At 72.7% G+C, this 16,688-nt stretch carries 15 protein-coding genes; 2 read left to right on the top strand and 13 right to left on the bottom strand.

Annotated elements, in window-relative coordinates:
- Positions 1 to 16: 16 nt before the first annotated feature.
- A complete protein-coding gene (locus tag ACZ4VF_RS13775; protein ID WP_467925897.1) occupies positions 17 to 1,309 on the bottom strand; it encodes a cytochrome P450 family protein in 1,293 nt (430 codons plus the stop codon).
- Positions 1,310 to 1,766: 457 nt separating this feature from the next.
- Between ACZ4VF_RS13775 and rho the strand changes: the two genes are divergently transcribed.
- Both rho and ACZ4VF_RS13785 read left to right on the top strand, forming a co-directional pair.
- Positions 1,767 to 2,915, top strand: coding sequence for a transcription termination factor Rho (rho, locus tag ACZ4VF_RS13780; RefSeq protein WP_467925899.1), 1,149 nt, complete (start codon positions 1,767 to 1,769; stop codon positions 2,913 to 2,915).
- Positions 2,916 to 3,037: 122 nt separating this feature from the next.
- Entirely contained in the window at positions 3,038 to 4,213 is a 1,176-nt protein-coding gene (locus ACZ4VF_RS13785) for a D-alanyl-D-alanine carboxypeptidase family protein (protein WP_467925900.1), read from the top strand.
- Between the two features lie 463 nt (positions 4,214 to 4,676).
- Here ACZ4VF_RS13785 and ACZ4VF_RS13790 read toward each other — a convergent pair whose 3' ends face one another.
- The 12 genes from ACZ4VF_RS13790 to ACZ4VF_RS13845 form a co-directional block, all read right to left on the bottom strand.
- Complete coding sequence (locus ACZ4VF_RS13790) at positions 4,677 to 5,606, bottom strand: glutaminase (protein WP_467925901.1); 930 nt, start codon at positions 5,604 to 5,606, stop codon at positions 4,677 to 4,679.
- Between the two features lie 59 nt (positions 5,607 to 5,665).
- A complete protein-coding gene (gene aspA / locus ACZ4VF_RS13795) occupies positions 5,666 to 7,075 on the bottom strand; it encodes an aspartate ammonia-lyase (RefSeq protein ID WP_467925903.1) in 1,410 nt (469 codons plus the stop codon).
- Between the two features lie 239 nt (positions 7,076 to 7,314).
- Positions 7,315 to 8,331, bottom strand: a complete 1,017-nt coding sequence (locus ACZ4VF_RS13800) for an asparaginase (protein ID WP_467925904.1) — start codon at positions 8,329 to 8,331, stop codon at positions 7,315 to 7,317.
- 41 nt (positions 8,332 to 8,372) lie between these two features.
- Positions 8,373 to 9,821 carry an amino acid permease gene (locus ACZ4VF_RS13805; protein WP_467925905.1) on the bottom strand — a complete coding sequence of 483 codons (1,449 nt, stop codon included), beginning with the start codon at positions 9,819 to 9,821 and terminating at the stop codon, positions 8,373 to 8,375.
- Positions 9,818 to 10,495, bottom strand: a complete 678-nt coding sequence (locus ACZ4VF_RS13810; protein ID WP_467926561.1) for a FadR/GntR family transcriptional regulator — start codon at positions 10,493 to 10,495, stop codon at positions 9,818 to 9,820. Before ACZ4VF_RS13810 ends, ACZ4VF_RS13805 begins: the two co-directional genes overlap by 4 nt.
- Before the next feature lie 172 nt (positions 10,496 to 10,667).
- Positions 10,668 to 11,504: an undecaprenyl-diphosphate phosphatase gene (locus tag ACZ4VF_RS13815; RefSeq protein WP_467925907.1), complete on the bottom strand. Its 837-nt coding sequence runs from the start codon at positions 11,502 to 11,504 to the stop codon at positions 10,668 to 10,670.
- A 73-nt stretch (positions 11,505 to 11,577) separates the two neighbouring features.
- Positions 11,578 to 11,952 carry a fluoride efflux transporter CrcB gene (gene crcB, locus ACZ4VF_RS13820; protein WP_467925908.1) on the bottom strand — a complete coding sequence of 125 codons (375 nt, stop codon included), beginning with the start codon at positions 11,950 to 11,952 and terminating at the stop codon, positions 11,578 to 11,580.
- Entirely contained in the window at positions 11,949 to 12,359 is a 411-nt protein-coding gene (locus ACZ4VF_RS13825) for a DUF190 domain-containing protein (protein ID WP_467925910.1), read from the bottom strand. The genes crcB (ACZ4VF_RS13820) and ACZ4VF_RS13825 overlap by 4 nt, the downstream gene beginning before the upstream one ends.
- Entirely contained in the window at positions 12,356 to 12,817 is a 462-nt protein-coding gene (gene crcB / locus ACZ4VF_RS13830; protein ID WP_467925911.1) for a fluoride efflux transporter CrcB, read from the bottom strand. Before crcB (ACZ4VF_RS13830) ends, ACZ4VF_RS13825 begins: the two co-directional genes overlap by 4 nt.
- A 64-nt stretch (positions 12,818 to 12,881) precedes the next feature.
- A complete protein-coding gene (locus ACZ4VF_RS13835) occupies positions 12,882 to 13,841 on the bottom strand; it encodes an SMP-30/gluconolactonase/LRE family protein (protein WP_467925912.1) in 960 nt (319 codons plus the stop codon).
- Between the two features lie 746 nt (positions 13,842 to 14,587).
- The gene (locus ACZ4VF_RS13840) at positions 14,588 to 14,875 is read right to left on the bottom strand and encodes an ArsR family transcriptional regulator (RefSeq protein ID WP_467925914.1); all 288 of its coding nucleotides are present in this window, start codon (positions 14,873 to 14,875) and stop codon (positions 14,588 to 14,590) included.
- 191 nt (positions 14,876 to 15,066) lie between these two features.
- The gene (locus ACZ4VF_RS13845; RefSeq protein ID WP_467925915.1) at positions 15,067 to 16,629 is read right to left on the bottom strand and encodes a glycosyl hydrolase 53 family protein; all 1,563 of its coding nucleotides are present in this window, start codon (positions 16,627 to 16,629) and stop codon (positions 15,067 to 15,069) included.
- Positions 16,630 to 16,688 lie beyond the last annotated feature (59 nt).

A 16,688-nucleotide genomic window follows, 5' to 3' on the forward strand; every position in this document is an offset into this window, starting at 1 on the left:
AGTGCAGCGTGTACGGTCAAGTCCCGCGACGTCCGGGATCGTTACGGTTCGCGGACTTCTGCTTCGCCGCGAGCCGTACCGGAAGGCTCCGTACACTGTTGCCGACGAACCCCGCGTGCGGCGCCAACTCCTCTTCCCTCACGGCTAGTTCGAGCGCCGGGAAGCGGGTGAACAGCCGCTCCAGCGCGACCGTGGCCTCCAGCCGGGCCAGGGGTGCGCCCAGGCAGTAGTGGGCACCGTGGCCGAGGGACAGGTGGCGCACGGCGCCGGGCCGGGCGGGGCGGGTGAGGTCGAAGCGGTCGGCGTCCGGTCCGTGCGCCGCCGGGTCACGGCCGGCCGCGGAGTAACCGGCGAGCACCGGGGTGCCGGCGGGTATGGGCGTGCCGGCGACGGTCAGGTCCCGCACCGGGTAGCGGAACGGGAAGTAGCTGACCGGCGCGTCCCAGCGCAGCGTCTCCTCCACCACGTCCGCCCAGCTCGCCTCGCCCGCATGCACCAGGCCGAGCTGCTCGGGGTGGGCGCACAGGGCGCGTACGGCGTTGGTGATCAGATTGAGTGTGGTCTCGTGGCCCGCGATGATCATCAACAGCAGGGTGCCGATCAGCTCGTGCTGCCCGAGCCGGTCGCCGCCCTCGTCCCGGGCGGCGATGAGCGCGCTGGTGAGGTCGTCGCCGGGCCGTTCCGCCTTCGCCGTGGCGATCTCGGTGAGGACGGCGACGAGTTCACGGTTCGCGGCGACGGCCTCCTCGGGTCCGGTGTCCGTGGCCACGACCTGGCTGCCGAGCCGGTGCAGCCGGTCCCGGAACCCGACGTCCACGCCCAGGAGTTCGCAGATCACGCCCATCGGCAGCGGGAGGGCGAAGTGCCGCCGCAGGTCGGCGACGCCGTCGCCCGCGGCGGCCGCGCGCGCCAGGCCGTCGAGCAGTGTGTCGGTCAGTTCCTCGACGCGGGGCCGCAGTTCGGCCACGCGGCGTGGGGTGAAGGCGCGGGCGGCCAGGGAGCGCAGCCGCCGGTGGTCGTCCCCGTCGGCGGTGGTCATGCCGGGCACGGTGGCGAAGGTCAGCAGCGGCCAGCCCTCGGCGATCCTTCCCTCGCGCAGGGCCGTGAAGTGACGGGCGTTCTTGGCCACGTCGGGGTGTTGCAGGAACTCCTGCAACGCCGCATGCCCCAGGACGGCCATGCCCTCGATCCCGCCGGGCAGTTCGACCGGGGCCACGGCGCCGCGCGCCAGCAGCCGTGCGTTGACGGCGTGCGGGCAGCCGCCGGCGGGGTCGAGGCGGTACGGGGTGCGGGCGGAAGACGGGTCCACCGGATCCTCCTGACGTTTCCCTGACAGGGCACCCGATCATCCCACCCCGCGACCGGCGGGCGTCCGCCCCGGGACCGGTGGGCGTCCGCCCCGCACCCTGCGGACATCCGCCCGGGGAACGGCGGGCATCCCGTCCCGGGAATACCCCGATCGGACGGTTCGTTGAGTGCATCACGGACGCGGCACACCACCGAGTGGTACGGTGCCGTCAGCACTTGTGCACGCCCGTCATGGGCGCCGGTGCCTGTTTCTCTCCTTCACGCTGATCCGCCCGCCGTTCTCCGGATGTCCGGCCCCCGGCGCGTCAGCTTCCCAGCACCACCTCAGGCAGGCGGCCACCGCCGTACCCGGGGTGCCGTTCCCGCCGCCCGGAGGCAGTCGCAGACGCCTCCCGCTCGCGGCCTCACCCCCCTCCTCACAGCGCGTCTCTTCTCCGTCCGTGAAAGGACCTCCTTCCATGACCACCACACTCGAACACCCTCCCGAGGCCCCGCACGCCCCGTCCGCTCCGCTCGTCACGGGAGTCCTCGACATCGACGCGCACGGGAAGGGGCACCTGAGGGCCGCGCACCTCCTTCCCTCCCCCGGCGATCCGCAGGTCGCGCCGGCGCTGATCCGCCGCCACGGGCTGCGCAAGGGCGACCTGGTCGAGGGCGTCCGGGGCGCCCAGCGCACCCTGAGCGACGTCGCGCGCGTCAACGGGCGCGCCCCCGGGGAGCCGCACTCCCGGCGGCACTTCCGCGACCTCACCCCGGTCCACCCGCACCGCCGCCTCCGCCTGGAGCACCCCGGCTCCGGCCTGGCCGGACGCCTCACCGACCTGCTCGCACCGGTCGGCAAGGGCCAGCGCGGCCTCCTCGTGGCCCCGCCGAAGAGCGGCAAGACCGTACTGCTCCAGCAGCTCGCCGCCGCCGTGGCCGGCAACCACCCCGAGTGCCGGCTGATGGTCCTGCTGCTGGACGAGCGGCCCGAGGAGGTCACCGAGATGCGCCGCTCGGTGCGCGGCGAGGTGTACGCCTCCACCTTCGACCGGTCGCCCAAGGAGCACATCGCCCTCGCCGACCTCGTCGTGGAGCGGGCCAAACGCCTGGTCGAGGCGGGTGAGGACGTCGTCGTCCTGCTGGACTCGCTGACCCGGCTGTGCCGGGCCCACAACAACGCCTCCGCCGCCGGCGGCCGGACCCTGAGCGGTGGTGTCGACGCCGGCGCGCTGCTCGGACCCAAGCGGTTCTTCGGCGCCGCGCGCCAGGCCGAGGAGGGCGGCTCGCTCACCATCCTCGCCACGGCCCTGGTCGACACCGGCTCCCGCGCCGACGGCTACTTCTTCGAGGAGCTGAAGAGCACGGGCAACATGGAGCTGCGCCTGGACCGGGAACTCGCCGGCCGCCGGGTCTTCCCCGCCGTGGACATCGACGGCAGCGGCACCCGGCGGGAGGAACTCCTCCTCACCCCGGCCGAGTTGACGGCCGTACGCGGCCTGCGCCGTGCCCTGCGCTCGCGGGAGGCCGGGCCGTCCGCCCTGGAGACCCTGCTGGAACGGCTGCGCGCCACGTCCGACAACGCCACGTTCCTCCGGCGGATCCTCCCCACCCTGCCGGCCGGCTGAGCCCCGCCACGGGACGGCCGCGGGACCGCCGAGGGAGCGCCGGGTGCGGCATCCGGGTTGCCCGTGAACCCGAACGGCCCGGGCCGCGTGGTGCACGCGGAGCATCTTCGTACGTTGATCGTATGGTCACCGGATTCTCTTCTCGCGCGGCTGTGTCGGTCTGCTCCCTCTGTGTGGCGGGCCTGCTGGCGCTCACGCCGGCCGCCGCCGTCGCCGGACCCCGGGCCGGAGAGCCCCTCCCGCCGGGCCCCAGGGCGGCGGTGCCCGCGCCGTCCCTGCTCTACCGCTCCGGCGTCCAGGTCCGGCCGCACCGGGACACGCCCCCGCTGCCGGACGTGTCGGCGCTCTCCTGGCTCGTCGCCGACGCGGACAGCGGCGAGGTGCTGGCCGCGAGCGACGCGCACCGCGAACTGCCGCCCGCCAGCACTCTGAAGACCCTCTTCGCGCTCACCGTCCTGCCGGCGCTGCCCAGCGGGCTGCAGCACACCGTGCGGTACGAGGAACTCGAGGACGTCGGCGAGGGCAGCAGCCTGGTCGGCGTCGAGGAGGGGCACACCTACACGGTGGCGGATCTGTGGCGCGGGGTCTTCCTCAGCTCCGGGAACGACGCCGTGCACGTTCTCGCCCAGCTGGGCGGCGGCTGGCAGACCACGGTCCACCGGATGCAGGACAAGGCCCGCTCGCTCGGCGCCCTCGACACCCACGTGATCTCCCCGGACGGCTACGACGCCCCCGGCCAGGTGTCCTCCGCCTTCGACCTGGCGGTGTTCGGGCGGGCGGGGCTGGGCAACCCCGACTTCGCCCAGTACTGCGCCACCGTTCAGGCCCCCTTCCCCGGTGACGGGTCGACGTACCCCATCGAGAACACCAACCGGCTGCTGACCGGTGAGGACGGTGTGGCGCCGTACCCCGGGATCATCGGGATCAAGAACGGCTACACCAGCAACGCGGGCAACACCCTGGTTGCCGCGGCGCACCGGGACGGGCGCACCCTCGTGGTGAGCGTCCTCAACCCTCAGGCGGGTGGCGGACTGACCGTGTACGAGGAGGCCCGGGCCCTGCTCGACTGGGGTTTCGCGGCGGCCGGGCGGGTCGACCCGGTCGGCTCGCTGGACGGGCTGCGTCCGCCCTCCCGTACGACGGCGTCCGCCACCCCGGTGGCGGCGGCCGTGGCTCCGGCGCCGGAAGAGGACTCGGACTGGTCCGGCACCGCCGTCGTCGCGGGGCTCACCGGGCTCGGCGTGGGGGCCGTGGCGCTGGCGCTGCGGTCCAAGGGGGGCCGGTCGTCCCGCGGCTGACCGGGGCAGGCCGAGCAGCGGGCCCGGTACGACCCACGGGCGGAGGTCGCCGCCGAGGAACCCGGCCGGGCCGGAGGCGTCGCCGGCCCGCGGCCACGCCCCACTGGTGCACGGCACCGCGTGCGGGGCGGCCGCGATCCGCCGCAGGGCCCGTGCCAGCGCGGAGCTCCGCGCCTTCGCCGGGGGCGGCACCAGCCCGGTGACGGTCTGGCCGCGCGGTCCGGCACGCCAGGCCCACACCGCGTGCGGCGGGCCGGGGATGGGCGCCATCGGCCTGTGCTTCACCGGTGACTTCGCCCTCACCATGGCGCTGGAGCCGGCCGTGATCGCCCCGGTGGTCAACCACCCGTCGCTGCCGCTCGACGACCCCGCCGGGCTTAGCGGTAGCGAGAACGGTGAGTCCGTCGCGGTGGAGCCGGTCGCGCACCGCGCGCGCGTCGGTTGGCCGGACGGCGGGGCCTGCTCAGAACACCGACAGTCCGGTGAGCGTGGTGAACCGGTCCAGGGCCGCCACACCGGCCACGGAGTTCCCGCGTTCGTCCAGGCCTGGGCTCCAGACGCACAGCGTGCACCGGCCCGGTACGACGGCGATGATCCCGCCGCCGACCCCGCTCTTGCCGGGCAGGCCGACGCGGTAGGCGAAGTCGCCGGCCGCGTCGTAGGTGCCGCAGGTCAGCATGACCGCGTTGACCTGCTTGGCCTGGCTGCGGCTGAGCAGCCGGCTGCCGTCGGCGCGGATGCCGTGCCGGGCGAGGAAGCCGGTGGCGAGGGCCAGGTCGGCGCAGGACGCCGCGATGGAGCACTGCCGGAAGTACTGGTCGAGCAGGACCGGCACCTCGTTGTCGATGTTGCCGTAGGACGCCATGAAATGGGCGAGGGCTGCGTTGCGGTCGCCGTGCGCGGTCTCGGAGGCGGCGACGTCCTTGTCGAAGTCCAGCTCCGGGTTGCCGCTCTCGGCACGCAGGAAGGCCAGCAGCTCGCCGGCCGCGTCTCCGGTACGGGTCTGCAGGCGGTCGGTGACGACGAGGGCACCCGCGTTGATGAAGGGGTTCCGCGGGATGCCGTTCTCGTACTCCAGCTGGACCAGGGAGTTGAACGGGTTGCCGGAGGGTTCCCGGCCCACGTGCTCCCAGAGTTCGTCGCCCTCCCGGGCCAGGTCCAGGGCGAGCGTGAACACCTTGGTGATCGACTGCGTGGAGAACGGCTGCCGCCAGTCCCCCACGCCGTACACCGTCCCGTCCAGCTCGGCGACGGCCATGCCGAAGCTGCGGGGGTCGCAGGCGGCGAGCGCCGGGATGTAGTCGGCGGCCCGGCCGCGCCCGGGCGTGCGGCTGATCTCCTCGGCGATGCGCTCCAGGACCGGCAGGAAGGGGAGGGACGACGTCGTTGTCATGATCACTATTGTGCCTCCCGTCGGCTCCCGGAGCCTCATCGTGCTCGCGTCGCCGCAGGTCAGGCGGCCGGCGCTCCGCTGCCGGCGACGACCTCGGGACGCAGCAGGTCGGCCAGTTTCCCGGCGGGCAGCAGACCCTTCTCCAGCACCAGTTCCGCGACGCCCCGGCCGGTGACGAGGGCTTCCTTGGCGATGTCGGTCGCCGCCGTGTAGCCGATGTGCGGGTTGAGCGCGGTGACCAGGCCGATGGAGTTCTCCACGGTGGCCCGCAGCCGCTCGGTGTTGGCGGTGATGCCGGACACGCAGCGCTCGGCCAGCGTGCGGCAGGCGCTCTCCAGGTGCGTGATCGACTCCGACAGGGAGTGCAGGATGATCGGCTCGAAGGCGTTGAGCTGGAGCTGCCCGGCCTCGGCGGCCATGGTGATGGCGACGTCGTTGCCGATCACCTCGAAGGCGACCTGGTTGACCACCTCGGGGATGACCGGGTTGACCTTGCCCGGCATGATCGACGAACCGGCCTGCACCGGCGGCAGGTTGATCTCGCCGAGACCCGCGCGCGGGCCGGAGGACAGCAGCCGCAGGTCGTTGCAGCTCTTGGAGAGCTTGACCGCGATCCGCTTGAGGACACCGGACATCTGGACGAAGGCGCCGCAGTCCTGGGTGGCCTCGACCAGGTTGGCGGCGGTGACCAGGTGCAGGCCGGTGAGGCTGGAGAGGTGGCGGCGGGCGGCCTCGGCGTAGCCGGCGGGGGCGTTGAGGCCGGTGCCGATGGCCGTGGCACCCAGGTTGATCTCATGGATCAGCTCGACGGCCTCGGCGAGACGGCTGCGGTCCTCCTCGATCATGACGGCGAACGCGGAGAACTCCTGGCCGAGCGTCATCGGCACGGCGTCCTGCAACTGCGTACGGCCCATCTTGAGCACGTCACGGAACTCGACGGCCTTGCGGGCGAAGGCGTCCTGCAGTACGGCCATCGACCTGAGCAGCCCGCGTACGGCGAAGACCGTCGCGACCTTGACGGCCGTCGGGTAGACGTCGTTGGTCGACTGGCTCAGGTTGACGTCCTCGTTGGGGTGCAGATGCGTGTACTGCCCCTTGGCGTGGCCCATCAGCTCCAGCGCGCGGTTCGCCACGACCTCGTTGGCGTTCATGTTCGTGGAGGTGCCGGCACCGCCCTGGATGACGTCCACGACGAACTGGTCGTGCAGGGAGCCGGAGCGGATCTCGCGGCAGGCGGCGACGATCGCGGCGGCCTTCTCCGGCGCCAGCAGCCCGAGTTCCTCGTTGGCCAGCGCGGCGGCCTCCTTCACGGCGGCCAGGGCGTCGATCAGGTGCGGGTAGGCGGAGATCGGGGTGCCGGTGATGGGGAAGTTCTCCGTCGCGCGCAGGGTGTGGATGCCCCAGTACGCGTCGGCGGGGACGTCGCGGTCGCCGAGCAGGTCGTGTTCGCTGCGGGTGGCGGCGGTCATGAGGGTTCAGGTCCTCTTTCCGAGGGGTTGGGTGCGAGCGCCCCGAAGGGGGTACGGGGCGTTGTTGACATGTGGCTACCGCCGCGGGGGCGCGACCGGCCGCCGAAGGGGACCGCGGGCCGGCGCCGGCCCGCGGTCCCCTTCGGGACTCGGCGGAACCAGGGCTCCTCTTCCGGATCGGGCCGGCTCCGGGCGACGGTGACCATCGGCCGACCCCGGCACGATCCGGAAGTGAGGCCCTAGGCGCAGGCGGTGGCCGGAACGGGGTCCAGAGCGCGCACGGGCCGCACGCATCCCACCGGCTCCCCGCCCCCGAGCAGCGGCTCCCCCGCGAACTCGGTCAGCAGGGCCGGGTCCACACCGGCGCGCGCCAGCGCGGCCGCGGCGACCGGAACACGGGCGCGGTTCGCCCCGTCGGCGATCTTGACCGCGACGGCCCGGCCGTCGGGCAGCGCGGCGACCTGCACGCCCTCGAAGCCGTCCTTGGCGAGCAGCCCGGGCACGGCCCGCATGAGCGCGGCGACATCCCGGCCGGCACCGGAGGCCATCTCGGCGTGCTCGCGCATCGCGTCGGCGACCCGGGCCTCGGGGGTGCCGGGCGCGGCCGTGGTGATCCGCGCGAGGGCGCGGGCGAGGCCGTGCAGGGAGATGGAGAACAGCGGGGCGCCGCAGCCGTCCACGGTGACCCGGGCGACGCGCTGGCCGGTCAGGTCCTCGACGGTCGCGGCGACGGCCTGCTGGAGCGGGTGCGCCGGGTCCAGGTAGTCCTCCAGGGACCAGCCGTTGAGCCGGGCGGTCCAGAGCATGGCCGCGTGCTTGCCGGAGCAGTTCTGGGCGAGGCGGGAGGGCAGTCGGCCCTCGCGGATCCAGGCGTCCCGTACGCCCGGGTCGAACGGCATGTCGGGCACGTTGCGCAGGTCGTCCTCGGTGAGTCCGGCGAGTTCGAGGATGCGCCGGGTGCCGGCGAGGTGGCGCTCCTCGCCGGAGTGGCTCGCGGCGGCCAGCGAGAGCAGTTCGCCGTCGAGCGGGAGCCCGGCCCGCAGCATGGCCACGGCCTGCACGGGCTTGACCGCCGAGCGGGGGTGGAAGGCCGCCTCGATGTCGCCGAGCTGGAACTGCACCTGGCCGTCGGCGCCGAGGACGACGACGGAGCCGTAGTGGATGCCCTCGACGACCCCGCCTCGGACGAGGTGGGCGACGGGGGCGTGGAGGGGTTCGCGGACGACGGGTGCGTCGGCGGGGGAACTGCTGTACATCACTGCCTGAGGTGTGGGGTCGGGGTCGGCCGGAACGCGGGTCACGCGTCGGCGCCGGTGGACGTGCGGGTCGTGCGGGTCGCGCGGGCGCGGATGGCGTACCAGCCTGCGACCAGCGCTGCGACGATCAGCGGCAGACAGAGCACGGTGGTGCGTCCGGCGCCGCCGTCGGCGTACATGAGGACCAGGACGGAGGCGAGGAACGCCAGCGTCACGATCTCGGTCCAGGGGGAGCCCGGCAGGCGGTACGACGGCCGGGCCGTCTCGCCGCTGCGGGCCTTCCGCCAGAAGAGCAGGTGGCAGACCATGATCATGCCCCAGGTCGCGAGGATGCCGATCGCCGCGAAGTTGAGGACGATCTCGAACGCGTCCGCGGGCACCACGTAGTTCAGGCCCACGCCGAGGACACAGATACCGCTGGTGAGCAGGATCCCGCCGTACGGGACCTGGCTGCGGCTCATCCGGGCGGTGAACTTCGGGGCGGAGCCGCTCATCGCCATCGAGCGCAGGATGCGGCCGGTGGAGTACAGGCCGGAGTTCAGGGACGACATGGCCGCGGTCAGGACGACCAGGTTCATCACGCCGCCGGCCGCCGGAACGCCGATGTGGGACAGGACGGTGACGAAGGGGCTCTCACCGGCGGAGTACTTGTTCCACGGGAGCAGCATCGACAGCAGGACGACCGAGCCGACGTAGAACAGGCCCACGCGCCACATGATCGAGTTGATCGCCTTCGGCATGATCTTCTCGGGGTTCTCGGTCTCGCCGGCGGCGACGCCGACCAGCTCGACGGAGGCGTAGGCGAAGACGACGCCCTGGATGATCAGCAGCATGGGCAGCAGGCCGTTGGGGAAGACGCCGCCGTTGTCGGTGATCAGGGACGGACCGGGCTGGTGGCCGTCGACCGGGTGCTGTGTGACCAGCAGGAATATGCCGATGCACAGGAAGACGACGAGCGCGCCGACCTTGACGATCGCGAACCAGAACTCCAGTTCGCCAAAGATCTTGACGGAGATCAGGTTGACGGTCAACACGACGGCGAGGGCGATCAATGCGATCAACCATTGCGGGATGTCGGAGAACAGGCCCCAGTAGTGGGTGTAGGTGGCGACCGCCGTGATGTCGGCGATCCCGGTGGTGGCCCAGTTGAGGAAGTACATCCAGCCCGCGGTGTAGGCGCCCTTCTCGCCCAGGAACTCCCGGGCGTACGACACGAAGGCGCCGGAGGAGGGGCGGTACAGGACGAGCTCGCCGAGGGCGCGGACGACCAGGAACGCGAAGACGCCGCAGACGGCGTACGCGATGAAGAGGGAGGGCCCGGCGTCGGCGAGCCGGCCGCCCGCGCCGAGGAAGAGGCCGGTGCCGATGGCGCCGCCGATGGCGATCATGTTGACGTGCCGGTGCTTCAGGCCTTTGCTGTAGCCGGCGTCTCCGGCGTCGACATGGCCGGACGAGGGGCGCGTCTCGTCTTTGAGGTGCTGCTCGCTCACGCCTCGGGTCCGCCTTCCGTTGGGGAGTCCGTCCGCTGGGGACGGACGATGTCGGTGAGAGTCGTCTCGACGCGGTCCAGATGGTGGCTCATGGCCTCCACCGCGTCGTGCTCGGAACCGTCGACCAGCGCCTCCACGATCGCCCGGTGCTCGCGGTTGGACTGCTCGCGGCGCCCGCCCAGCTCGTTGAGGAAGGCCGACTGACGCGCCAGTGCGTCACGGATCTCCTCGATGACCCGGCGGAAGACCGGGTTCTGGGCGGCCTCGGCCACGGCGAGGTGGAAGAGGGTGTCCATCGCGACCCAGGCGGTGGTGTCCGTCTCCCGCTCCATGCGGTCGAGCAGGTGGGCCAGGTGGTCCAGGTTCTCCGGGGTACGGCGCAGGGCCGCGTACCCGGCGACCGGGATCTCGATGTGGCGGCGGACCTCCAGCAGGTCGCTGGCCGCGTAGTCGCCGAAGGTGGGGTCCTCGACGGTGTTCGCGACGACGAAGGTGCCCTTGCCGGTCCGGGAGACCGTGAGGCCCATCGTCTGCAGGGCGCGCAGTGCCTCGCGCAGCACGGGCCGGGACACCTCGAGGGTGCGGCACAGCTCGGCCTCGGAGGGCAGCTTGTCGCCGATGGCGTACCGCCCGCGCTCGATGGCGCCGCGGAGGTGGTCGAGCACCGCTTCCATGGCGCTGACGCGCCGGGGAACGAGACCACCTGTCTGGCTGTCTGACAGGTTCACAGGAGCGATCCTGCGGGTTGCCGGCCAGGGCTGTCAAGACATCCGGTAAGGAGACATTCACGGGGTGCGGCGCCTGAATGCAGGCATCCGCACCCCGTGGGTGATCAGCGACGTCGGTTCAGCTGCCGAGCGTGCCCGTGGCCAGCAGGCCGAGAAGGAGGGCACCGACGGCGATCCGGTAGATCACGAAGGCGTTGAAGGAGTGCTTGGCGACGAACTTGAGCAGCCAGGCGATGGAGGCGTAGGCGACGACGAACGAGACGACGGTGCCGACGGCCAGCGGGGCGGCGCCGACGCCCGCGCCGAGGGCGTCCTTCAGCTCGTACAGGCCCGCGCCCGTCAGGGCGGGGATGCCGAGGAAGAAGGAGAGCCGGGTGGCGGCGACGCGGTCCAGGTCCAGGATGAGCGCGGTGGACATGGTGGCGCCGGAGCGGGAGAAGCCGGGGAAGAGCAGGGCGAGGATCTGGGAGCAGCCGACCCACATCGCGTCCTTGAAGGACGTGTCGTCCTCACCGCGCTTGTGCCGGCCCATCTGGTCGGCGGCCCACATCACGCCCGAGCCGACGATCAGCGATCCGGCGACCACCCACAGCGAGGCGAGCGGGCCGTCGATCAGGGGCTTCGCGGCCAGGCCCACCACGACGATCGGCACGGTGGCGGCGATCACCCACCAGGCGAACTTGTAGTCGTGGTGGTAGCGCTCCTCGCGGTTGGCCAGACCGCGGAACCATGCGGTGACGATCCGCCGGATGTCCTTGAAGAAGTACACGAGCACGGCGGCGATGGCACCGACCTGGATGACGGCGGAGAACCCGACGACGGACTTGTCGTCGACGGGGATGTCCATGAGCCCCTCGGCGATCTTGAGGTGGCCGGTGGAGGACACGGGGAGGAACTCGGTCACCCCCTCTACTACTCCGAGGACGACGGCCTGACCGACGGAGATGGCGCTCATGGGATCCAGTTCTGAGGAGTTGGTCGACAGTGCTGTAGACAGTAATTGTTGTGCCCGGCCGGGTGGCAAGCCGTCAGGCCCACAGGGCGCCGGCGAGTGAGACCCCGGTAAAGGCTGCCGCGAGCCCGGCCGACACGCTTGCCACGACGTTCAGGGCAGCGTAGATGCCGGAGCCCGCCTCGGTCAGCCGCAGGGTCTCGTAGGAGAAGGTCGAGTACGTCGTCAGCGCACCGCACAGCCCGGTGCCCACCAGGAGGCGCAGATGGGGCCCGGCGGCCCCGGCGGAGACGGCGCCGGTGAGCAGCCCGAGGACCAGGCAGCCCACCACGTTCACCACGAAGGTGCCCCAAGGGAAGAGCGAGTCGTGGCGGGCCTGCACGGCACGGTCCGTGAGATAGCGCACGGGCGCGCCCACGACGGCTCCCGCGACGACCAGCAGCCAGTTCACAACGACTTCTTACCTTCCCCGTCCGTTCCGTCCGGGTCCGGTGTGTGGCCCGCGCCCGGGGTCCCCCCGGTCGCCCCGGACCGGGCGAGGACGACCTCGCACTCCTCCAGGGTGACGAGGCGCTCGCCGACGAGTTCGGCCAGCTGCGGCAGGAAGGCCCGCACCCGCTCCACGGTGTCCACGACGACCACCGCGACCGGCAGGTCCTCGCTCAGGGACAGCAGGCGGGAGGTGTGGATGCGGGAGGAGGCGCCGTAGCCCTCGATGCCCCGGAAGACGCTGGCCCCGGCGAGTCCGGCGGCGTGCGCGCGGTGGACGATCTCGGAGTAGAGGGGCCGGTGGTGCCAGGTGTCGTTCTCGCCCGTGTACACGGTGAGCCGGAGGGCGGGGCGGGTGAGGGTGGTCATCGCTGCCTCCCGGTGAGCAGCCCGCGGGCGGCGACGGAGGCGAGCCACACCGCCGCGAGGGCCGCCAGGAGCGTCGCGGCGAGATAGGCGAGGCCCAGCGCCGGGCGGCCGGCGTCGACCAGCCCCCGCGTGTCGACCGCGTAGGTGGAGAAGGTGGTGAAACCGCCGAGGACCCCGGTGCCGAGGAACGGCCGCAGCAGCCGGTGGGCCGCCCACACCTCGGTGACCAGCACCATGAGCACGCCCATGGCGGCGCAGCCGGAGACGTTGGTCCAGAACGTCGCCCAGGGGAAGCCGCCGGGGGGCGTCGGCCAGGCGAGCGTGAGCGCGTAGCGGGCCACCGCGCCGAGCGCGCCGCCAGCCGCCACGACGGCGACGACGGGCGCCTGCGCACGCCACTCGGGCCGTCGCGCCGGCGCGGGGCGGACGCCGCGGGTCTCCGTCTCCGGGGCTGTCATCTGGTACGTCTCCTCTGCGGCCTCCGCCCGACGGGATCAAGGCCGGGACCAGCGTACCGCCGCCTCAGTCGGCGCCGGGCCGGGCGCAGACCGCCACTCCCGGCTCCTGGAGGCTGCCGAGCACCAGGTGGTCGCCGACGGCACACACGCTGGTGACCATGCGGAAGCCGGAGCGCCGGCGGACGAGGTGGTGGACGATGCGGCCCCGGTCGTCCACGGCGACGACGCCTACGGTCCCGCTCGGACGGTACGGCGCGCGTACGGCGGCCCGGGCAGAGGTGCGGCGGACGGCCGGCGGGGTGCGGTGCAGCAGGTCCAGCGGGGGGACGCGGGGGCTGGCCAGGGCGGCCCATAGGAGACCGCCGGGGCCCTCGCGCCAGAGGTTGTCGGGCATCCCGGGCAGCTCGGCGAAGGGTTCGGCCCGGCCGGCGCGGGGGCCGGTGAGCCGGTAACGGGTCAGGCGGCAGGAGCCGGTCTCGGCGATCACCAGGCAGGAGCCGTCGGCGCTCGGGGCGAGCCCGTTGGCGAACTGGAGCCCGTCCAGCACGACCTCGGGCTCCCCGCCCTCGGGGGCGAGCCGCAGCAGGAGCCCGGTGCCGGTGTGCTCGACGATGTCGCCGATCCACCGGCTCAGCGGGTAGCGGCGGCTGGAGACGGTGACGTACACGGCGCCGTCGGGCAGGGCGACGGCGTTGCTGCAGAAGCGGAGCGGCTCCCCCGCCAGGGAGTCGGCGAGGACGCGGACGGTGCCGTCGTCCGTGCCCACGCGCAGGAGGCCGCGTTCCGCGTCGCACACCAGCAGGTCGCCGTCCGGCAGCAGTTCCAGCCCGAGGGGACGGCCTCCCGTCTCGGCCAGCACCTCCACGCGGGCGGTGCGCGGGTCGCCGAGGTGGTGGACGCGGAGGATGCGCCCGTCCGCGACGCCGGTCAGCACGCGCCCGTGCGGGTCGGCGACGACGTCCTCGGGGCCGCGGGCGCCCAGGGCGACGTAGTGGAGCGGCACGAGTGCCGTGGGTCGGTCCATGCGTGGTCCCTCCTCCGTCGGGGACTCCTGCCGTCCCCCCTGTCATCCGCTGCCGGGCATCCTGCCGCCCGCACCGTCCCCGCCTGCCCTGCGGTCCCTGCCATCCCTGCAATCAGCAGCCGCCAGCAATCCGGCCGCCGACTCGGGTCTTCGCCTGCCCCCGCCGCCCCCCTGCATCCACTGCCGCTGCCGGCCTCCACGTCCCGCCGCCCGCACCATCCCCGCCTGCCCCGCGGTCCCCGCCATCAGCAGCCGCCCCCGCAGTCCCGGTCGACTCGGGTCTTCGCCTGCCCCCGCCGCCCCCCTGCATCCACTGCCGCTGCCGGCCTCCACGTCCTGCCGCCCGCACCGCCCCCGCCTGCCCCGCCATCAGCAGCCGCCCACGGCAATCCGGCCGCCGACTCGGGCCCTCGCCTGCCCCGCCGCCCCCCTGCATCCACTGCCGCCGCCGGCCTCCACATCCTGCCGCCCGCACCGCCCACGCCTGCCCCGCCATCCCCGCCATCCCTGCCATCAGCAGCCACCCCCACAGTCCCGGCCGCCTCCCCCGGGTCTTCGCCTGCCCCCCGCGGTCCCCTGCATCCGCCGCCGCCCCCGCGGTCCCCGGTCCTGGCCGCTTCCCGCCGTGCGTCCATGCCCCCTGCCATCCGTTGCCGTCAGCCGTCCTACGGTGTGCTGCGCCCCCGTCCCCCGCCGCCCCCGCGTCCCCGCCGTCTCCTGGCGGCGGCTTCCCGCGGCCGCCGCCCTCACCAGCCCTTCTCGAACAGACGGGCCACCTCGGCGATGCGGATCTCGTCGCGCCGGTAGTAGGTGCGGCAGCGCATCCGGTGGGTGCGCAGGAGGCCGAGGCGGGTGAGGAGGTCCAGGTGGGAACGGGCGGTCCGGCAGGGCACGCCCAGCTTGGCGGCGACGGCCCGCGCGGTGACGCCGGTCTCGGCGGAGCCGCTGCGGCCCGTCGCGGGGAAGTGCGCCGGCGGATCCTTGAGCCACTCCAGGATGGTCTGCCGCATCCGGCCCGAGGGAGTCTCCGTCATCCGTCCGCCCTCCCGCTCCCGGCCTCCTCGTACGCAGTCTTCCCACTGTGGCCCCCGGGACGCCGTCCCGTCCGGGACTCGGCGGCCGTTGTCCGGTACCGCACGGCCGTGCGGCCGAGGAGGGTTCCCATCGGCCCCGCACACACGGCGGGGCCCGGCCGCGGGTGCGGCCGGGCCCCGTCACGCACGGCTCAGCGGTGGCTGAACCACGTCATCGAGGAGAGCGCCCTGTCGTCGTAGCCGAACAGGGCCTGGTTCTCCCAGCCGTTGCCGGAGCCGGCGTCCGCCGGGTCCCAGCCGTTGCCGCTGACGGCGGTCCAGGTCGCCTCCCAGTAGAAGACGCCGAGGCCACGGCCGTTCGGGACGGCCTCCACGATGCTCGCCACGTCGTTCATCCACTTGGTCTGGCCGGCCACGGTCGCCGGGTAGCCGGAGACCAGCTCGCCGATGGTGTCGATCTGGTTGGTGAGCGAGTCGTCGCTGTCCAGACGGAAGGGGTAGGCCGTCTCGGCGACGAACACCGGCTTGCCGTAGCGGGAGGCCGCGTCGTCCAGGGTGGTCTGGAAGTCGGACAACGGGCCGTGCCAGTAGCCGTAGTACGACAGGCCGATCGCGTCGAACTTCACCCCGTTCGCGACCGCGTTGTCGAACCACCATTCGGTGCCGGCCTTGTCCCCGCCCTTCGCCAGGTGCAGCGCGACGACGGTGGACGGGTTGACCGCCTTGACGGCACCGTAGCCCGAGTTGATCAATCCGGCGAGCTGGCTCCAGTGGTCCGTGGATCCCTCGGACCACAGCATGCCGCCGTTGATCTCGTTGCCCACCTGGACCATGTCGGCGGTGGTGCCCTGAGCCTTCAGGGCGTTCAACACGTCGTACGTGTGGTTGTACACGTCCGTCTTCAGCTGGCTGTAGGTGTGGCCCGCCCACGCGGCCGGCTTGGTCTGGGCGCCCGGGTCGGCCCAGGTGTCCGAGTAGTGGAAGTCGACCAGGAGCTTCATGCCCTGTGCCTTGACGCGCTTGGCCAGGGCGAGGACGTGCGCCTTGTCGTTGAAGCCGTCGGCCGGGTTCACCCAGACCTTCACGCGCGCGTAGTTCATGCCGGACGACTTGAGGATGGCGAGGGCGTCGCCGGAGGTGCCCGAACTCGTGCGGTACACCCCGCCCTTGGCCTCGCTCTTGGCCAGGGAGGAGATGTCGGCGCCGTGGACGGAGGTGCCGGTCGTACCGGACGTGAAGCTCAGATCGTCAACATTGATCCAGTTGCCGGCATTCGCGTCACTGTTGACGCTGATGGTGCACTGGTTGTTGGTCACCTTGACCGACGTGACGATTCGGATCCACCCACTGGACGATATGGGCAGGTCCGTGCGCTGCTCCGCGCTCCCGCAGTTCCTGAGCGCCATGTAGGCAGCGTTCTGTCCTCCGCTGGAACGGACCCACGCCGTGAGCGTGTAGGTCCCGTTCGCCAGCCCGGACAGGTACTGGTACGTCTCCACCTTGTACGCGGAGGAGGAGTAGTGGCTGAGGCGGTAACCGCCGCTGTGGCCGCCGGACTCCGTGTACGAGGCGCCGGTGTCGCCGTACTCGGACCAGCCCGCGGGGGCGGCCGAGCCCGTGCCGTCGGACTCGAAGCCGCCGTTGGCGAGGGTGCTCGCGGCGTGGGCGGTCTGGGCGGGCAGGGCGGCGAGGGCGAGCCCGGCCGCGAGCGGCGGCAGCAGGGCCCTGATGGTGCGTCTGGGATGGAACTTCATCGTCCGTCGTCCCTTCGACGTAACTGGGGAGGGGTGTCCTCCAGTGGGGCTGGAGGAGA

It is taken from the genome of Streptomyces sp. NPDC029151, from assembly GCF_055564315.1.

Bases quoted from the DNA above. Each gene is read 5' to 3' on its own strand.
- rho (WP_467925899.1), top strand. From the start codon at position 1,767: ATGACCACCACACTCGAACACCCTCCCGAGGCCCCGCACGCCCCGTCC.
- ACZ4VF_RS13785 (WP_467925900.1), top strand. From the start codon at position 3,038: ATGGTCACCGGATTCTCTTCTCGCGCGGCTGTGTCGGTCTGCTCCCTC.
- ACZ4VF_RS13790 (WP_467925901.1), bottom strand. From the start codon at position 5,606: ATGACAACGACGTCGTCCCTCCCCTTCCTGCCGGTCCTGGAGCGCATC.
- aspA (WP_467925903.1), bottom strand. From the start codon at position 7,075: ATGACCGCCGCCACCCGCAGCGAACACGACCTGCTCGGCGACCGCGAC.
- ACZ4VF_RS13800 (WP_467925904.1), bottom strand. From the start codon at position 8,331: ATGTACAGCAGTTCCCCCGCCGACGCACCCGTCGTCCGCGAACCCCTC.
- ACZ4VF_RS13810 (WP_467926561.1), bottom strand. From the start codon at position 10,495: ATGGAAGCGGTGCTCGACCACCTCCGCGGCGCCATCGAGCGCGGGCGG.
- ACZ4VF_RS13815 (WP_467925907.1), bottom strand. From the start codon at position 11,504: ATGAGCGCCATCTCCGTCGGTCAGGCCGTCGTCCTCGGAGTAGTAGAG.
- ACZ4VF_RS13825 (WP_467925910.1), bottom strand. From the start codon at position 12,359: ATGACCACCCTCACCCGCCCCGCCCTCCGGCTCACCGTGTACACGGGC.
- crcB (WP_467925911.1), bottom strand. From the start codon at position 12,817: ATGACAGCCCCGGAGACGGAGACCCGCGGCGTCCGCCCCGCGCCGGCG.
- ACZ4VF_RS13835 (WP_467925912.1), bottom strand. From the start codon at position 13,841: ATGGACCGACCCACGGCACTCGTGCCGCTCCACTACGTCGCCCTGGGC.
- ACZ4VF_RS13840 (WP_467925914.1), bottom strand. From the start codon at position 14,875: ATGACGGAGACTCCCTCGGGCCGGATGCGGCAGACCATCCTGGAGTGG.
- ACZ4VF_RS13845 (WP_467925915.1), bottom strand. From the start codon at position 16,629: ATGAAGTTCCATCCCAGACGCACCATCAGGGCCCTGCTGCCGCCGCTC.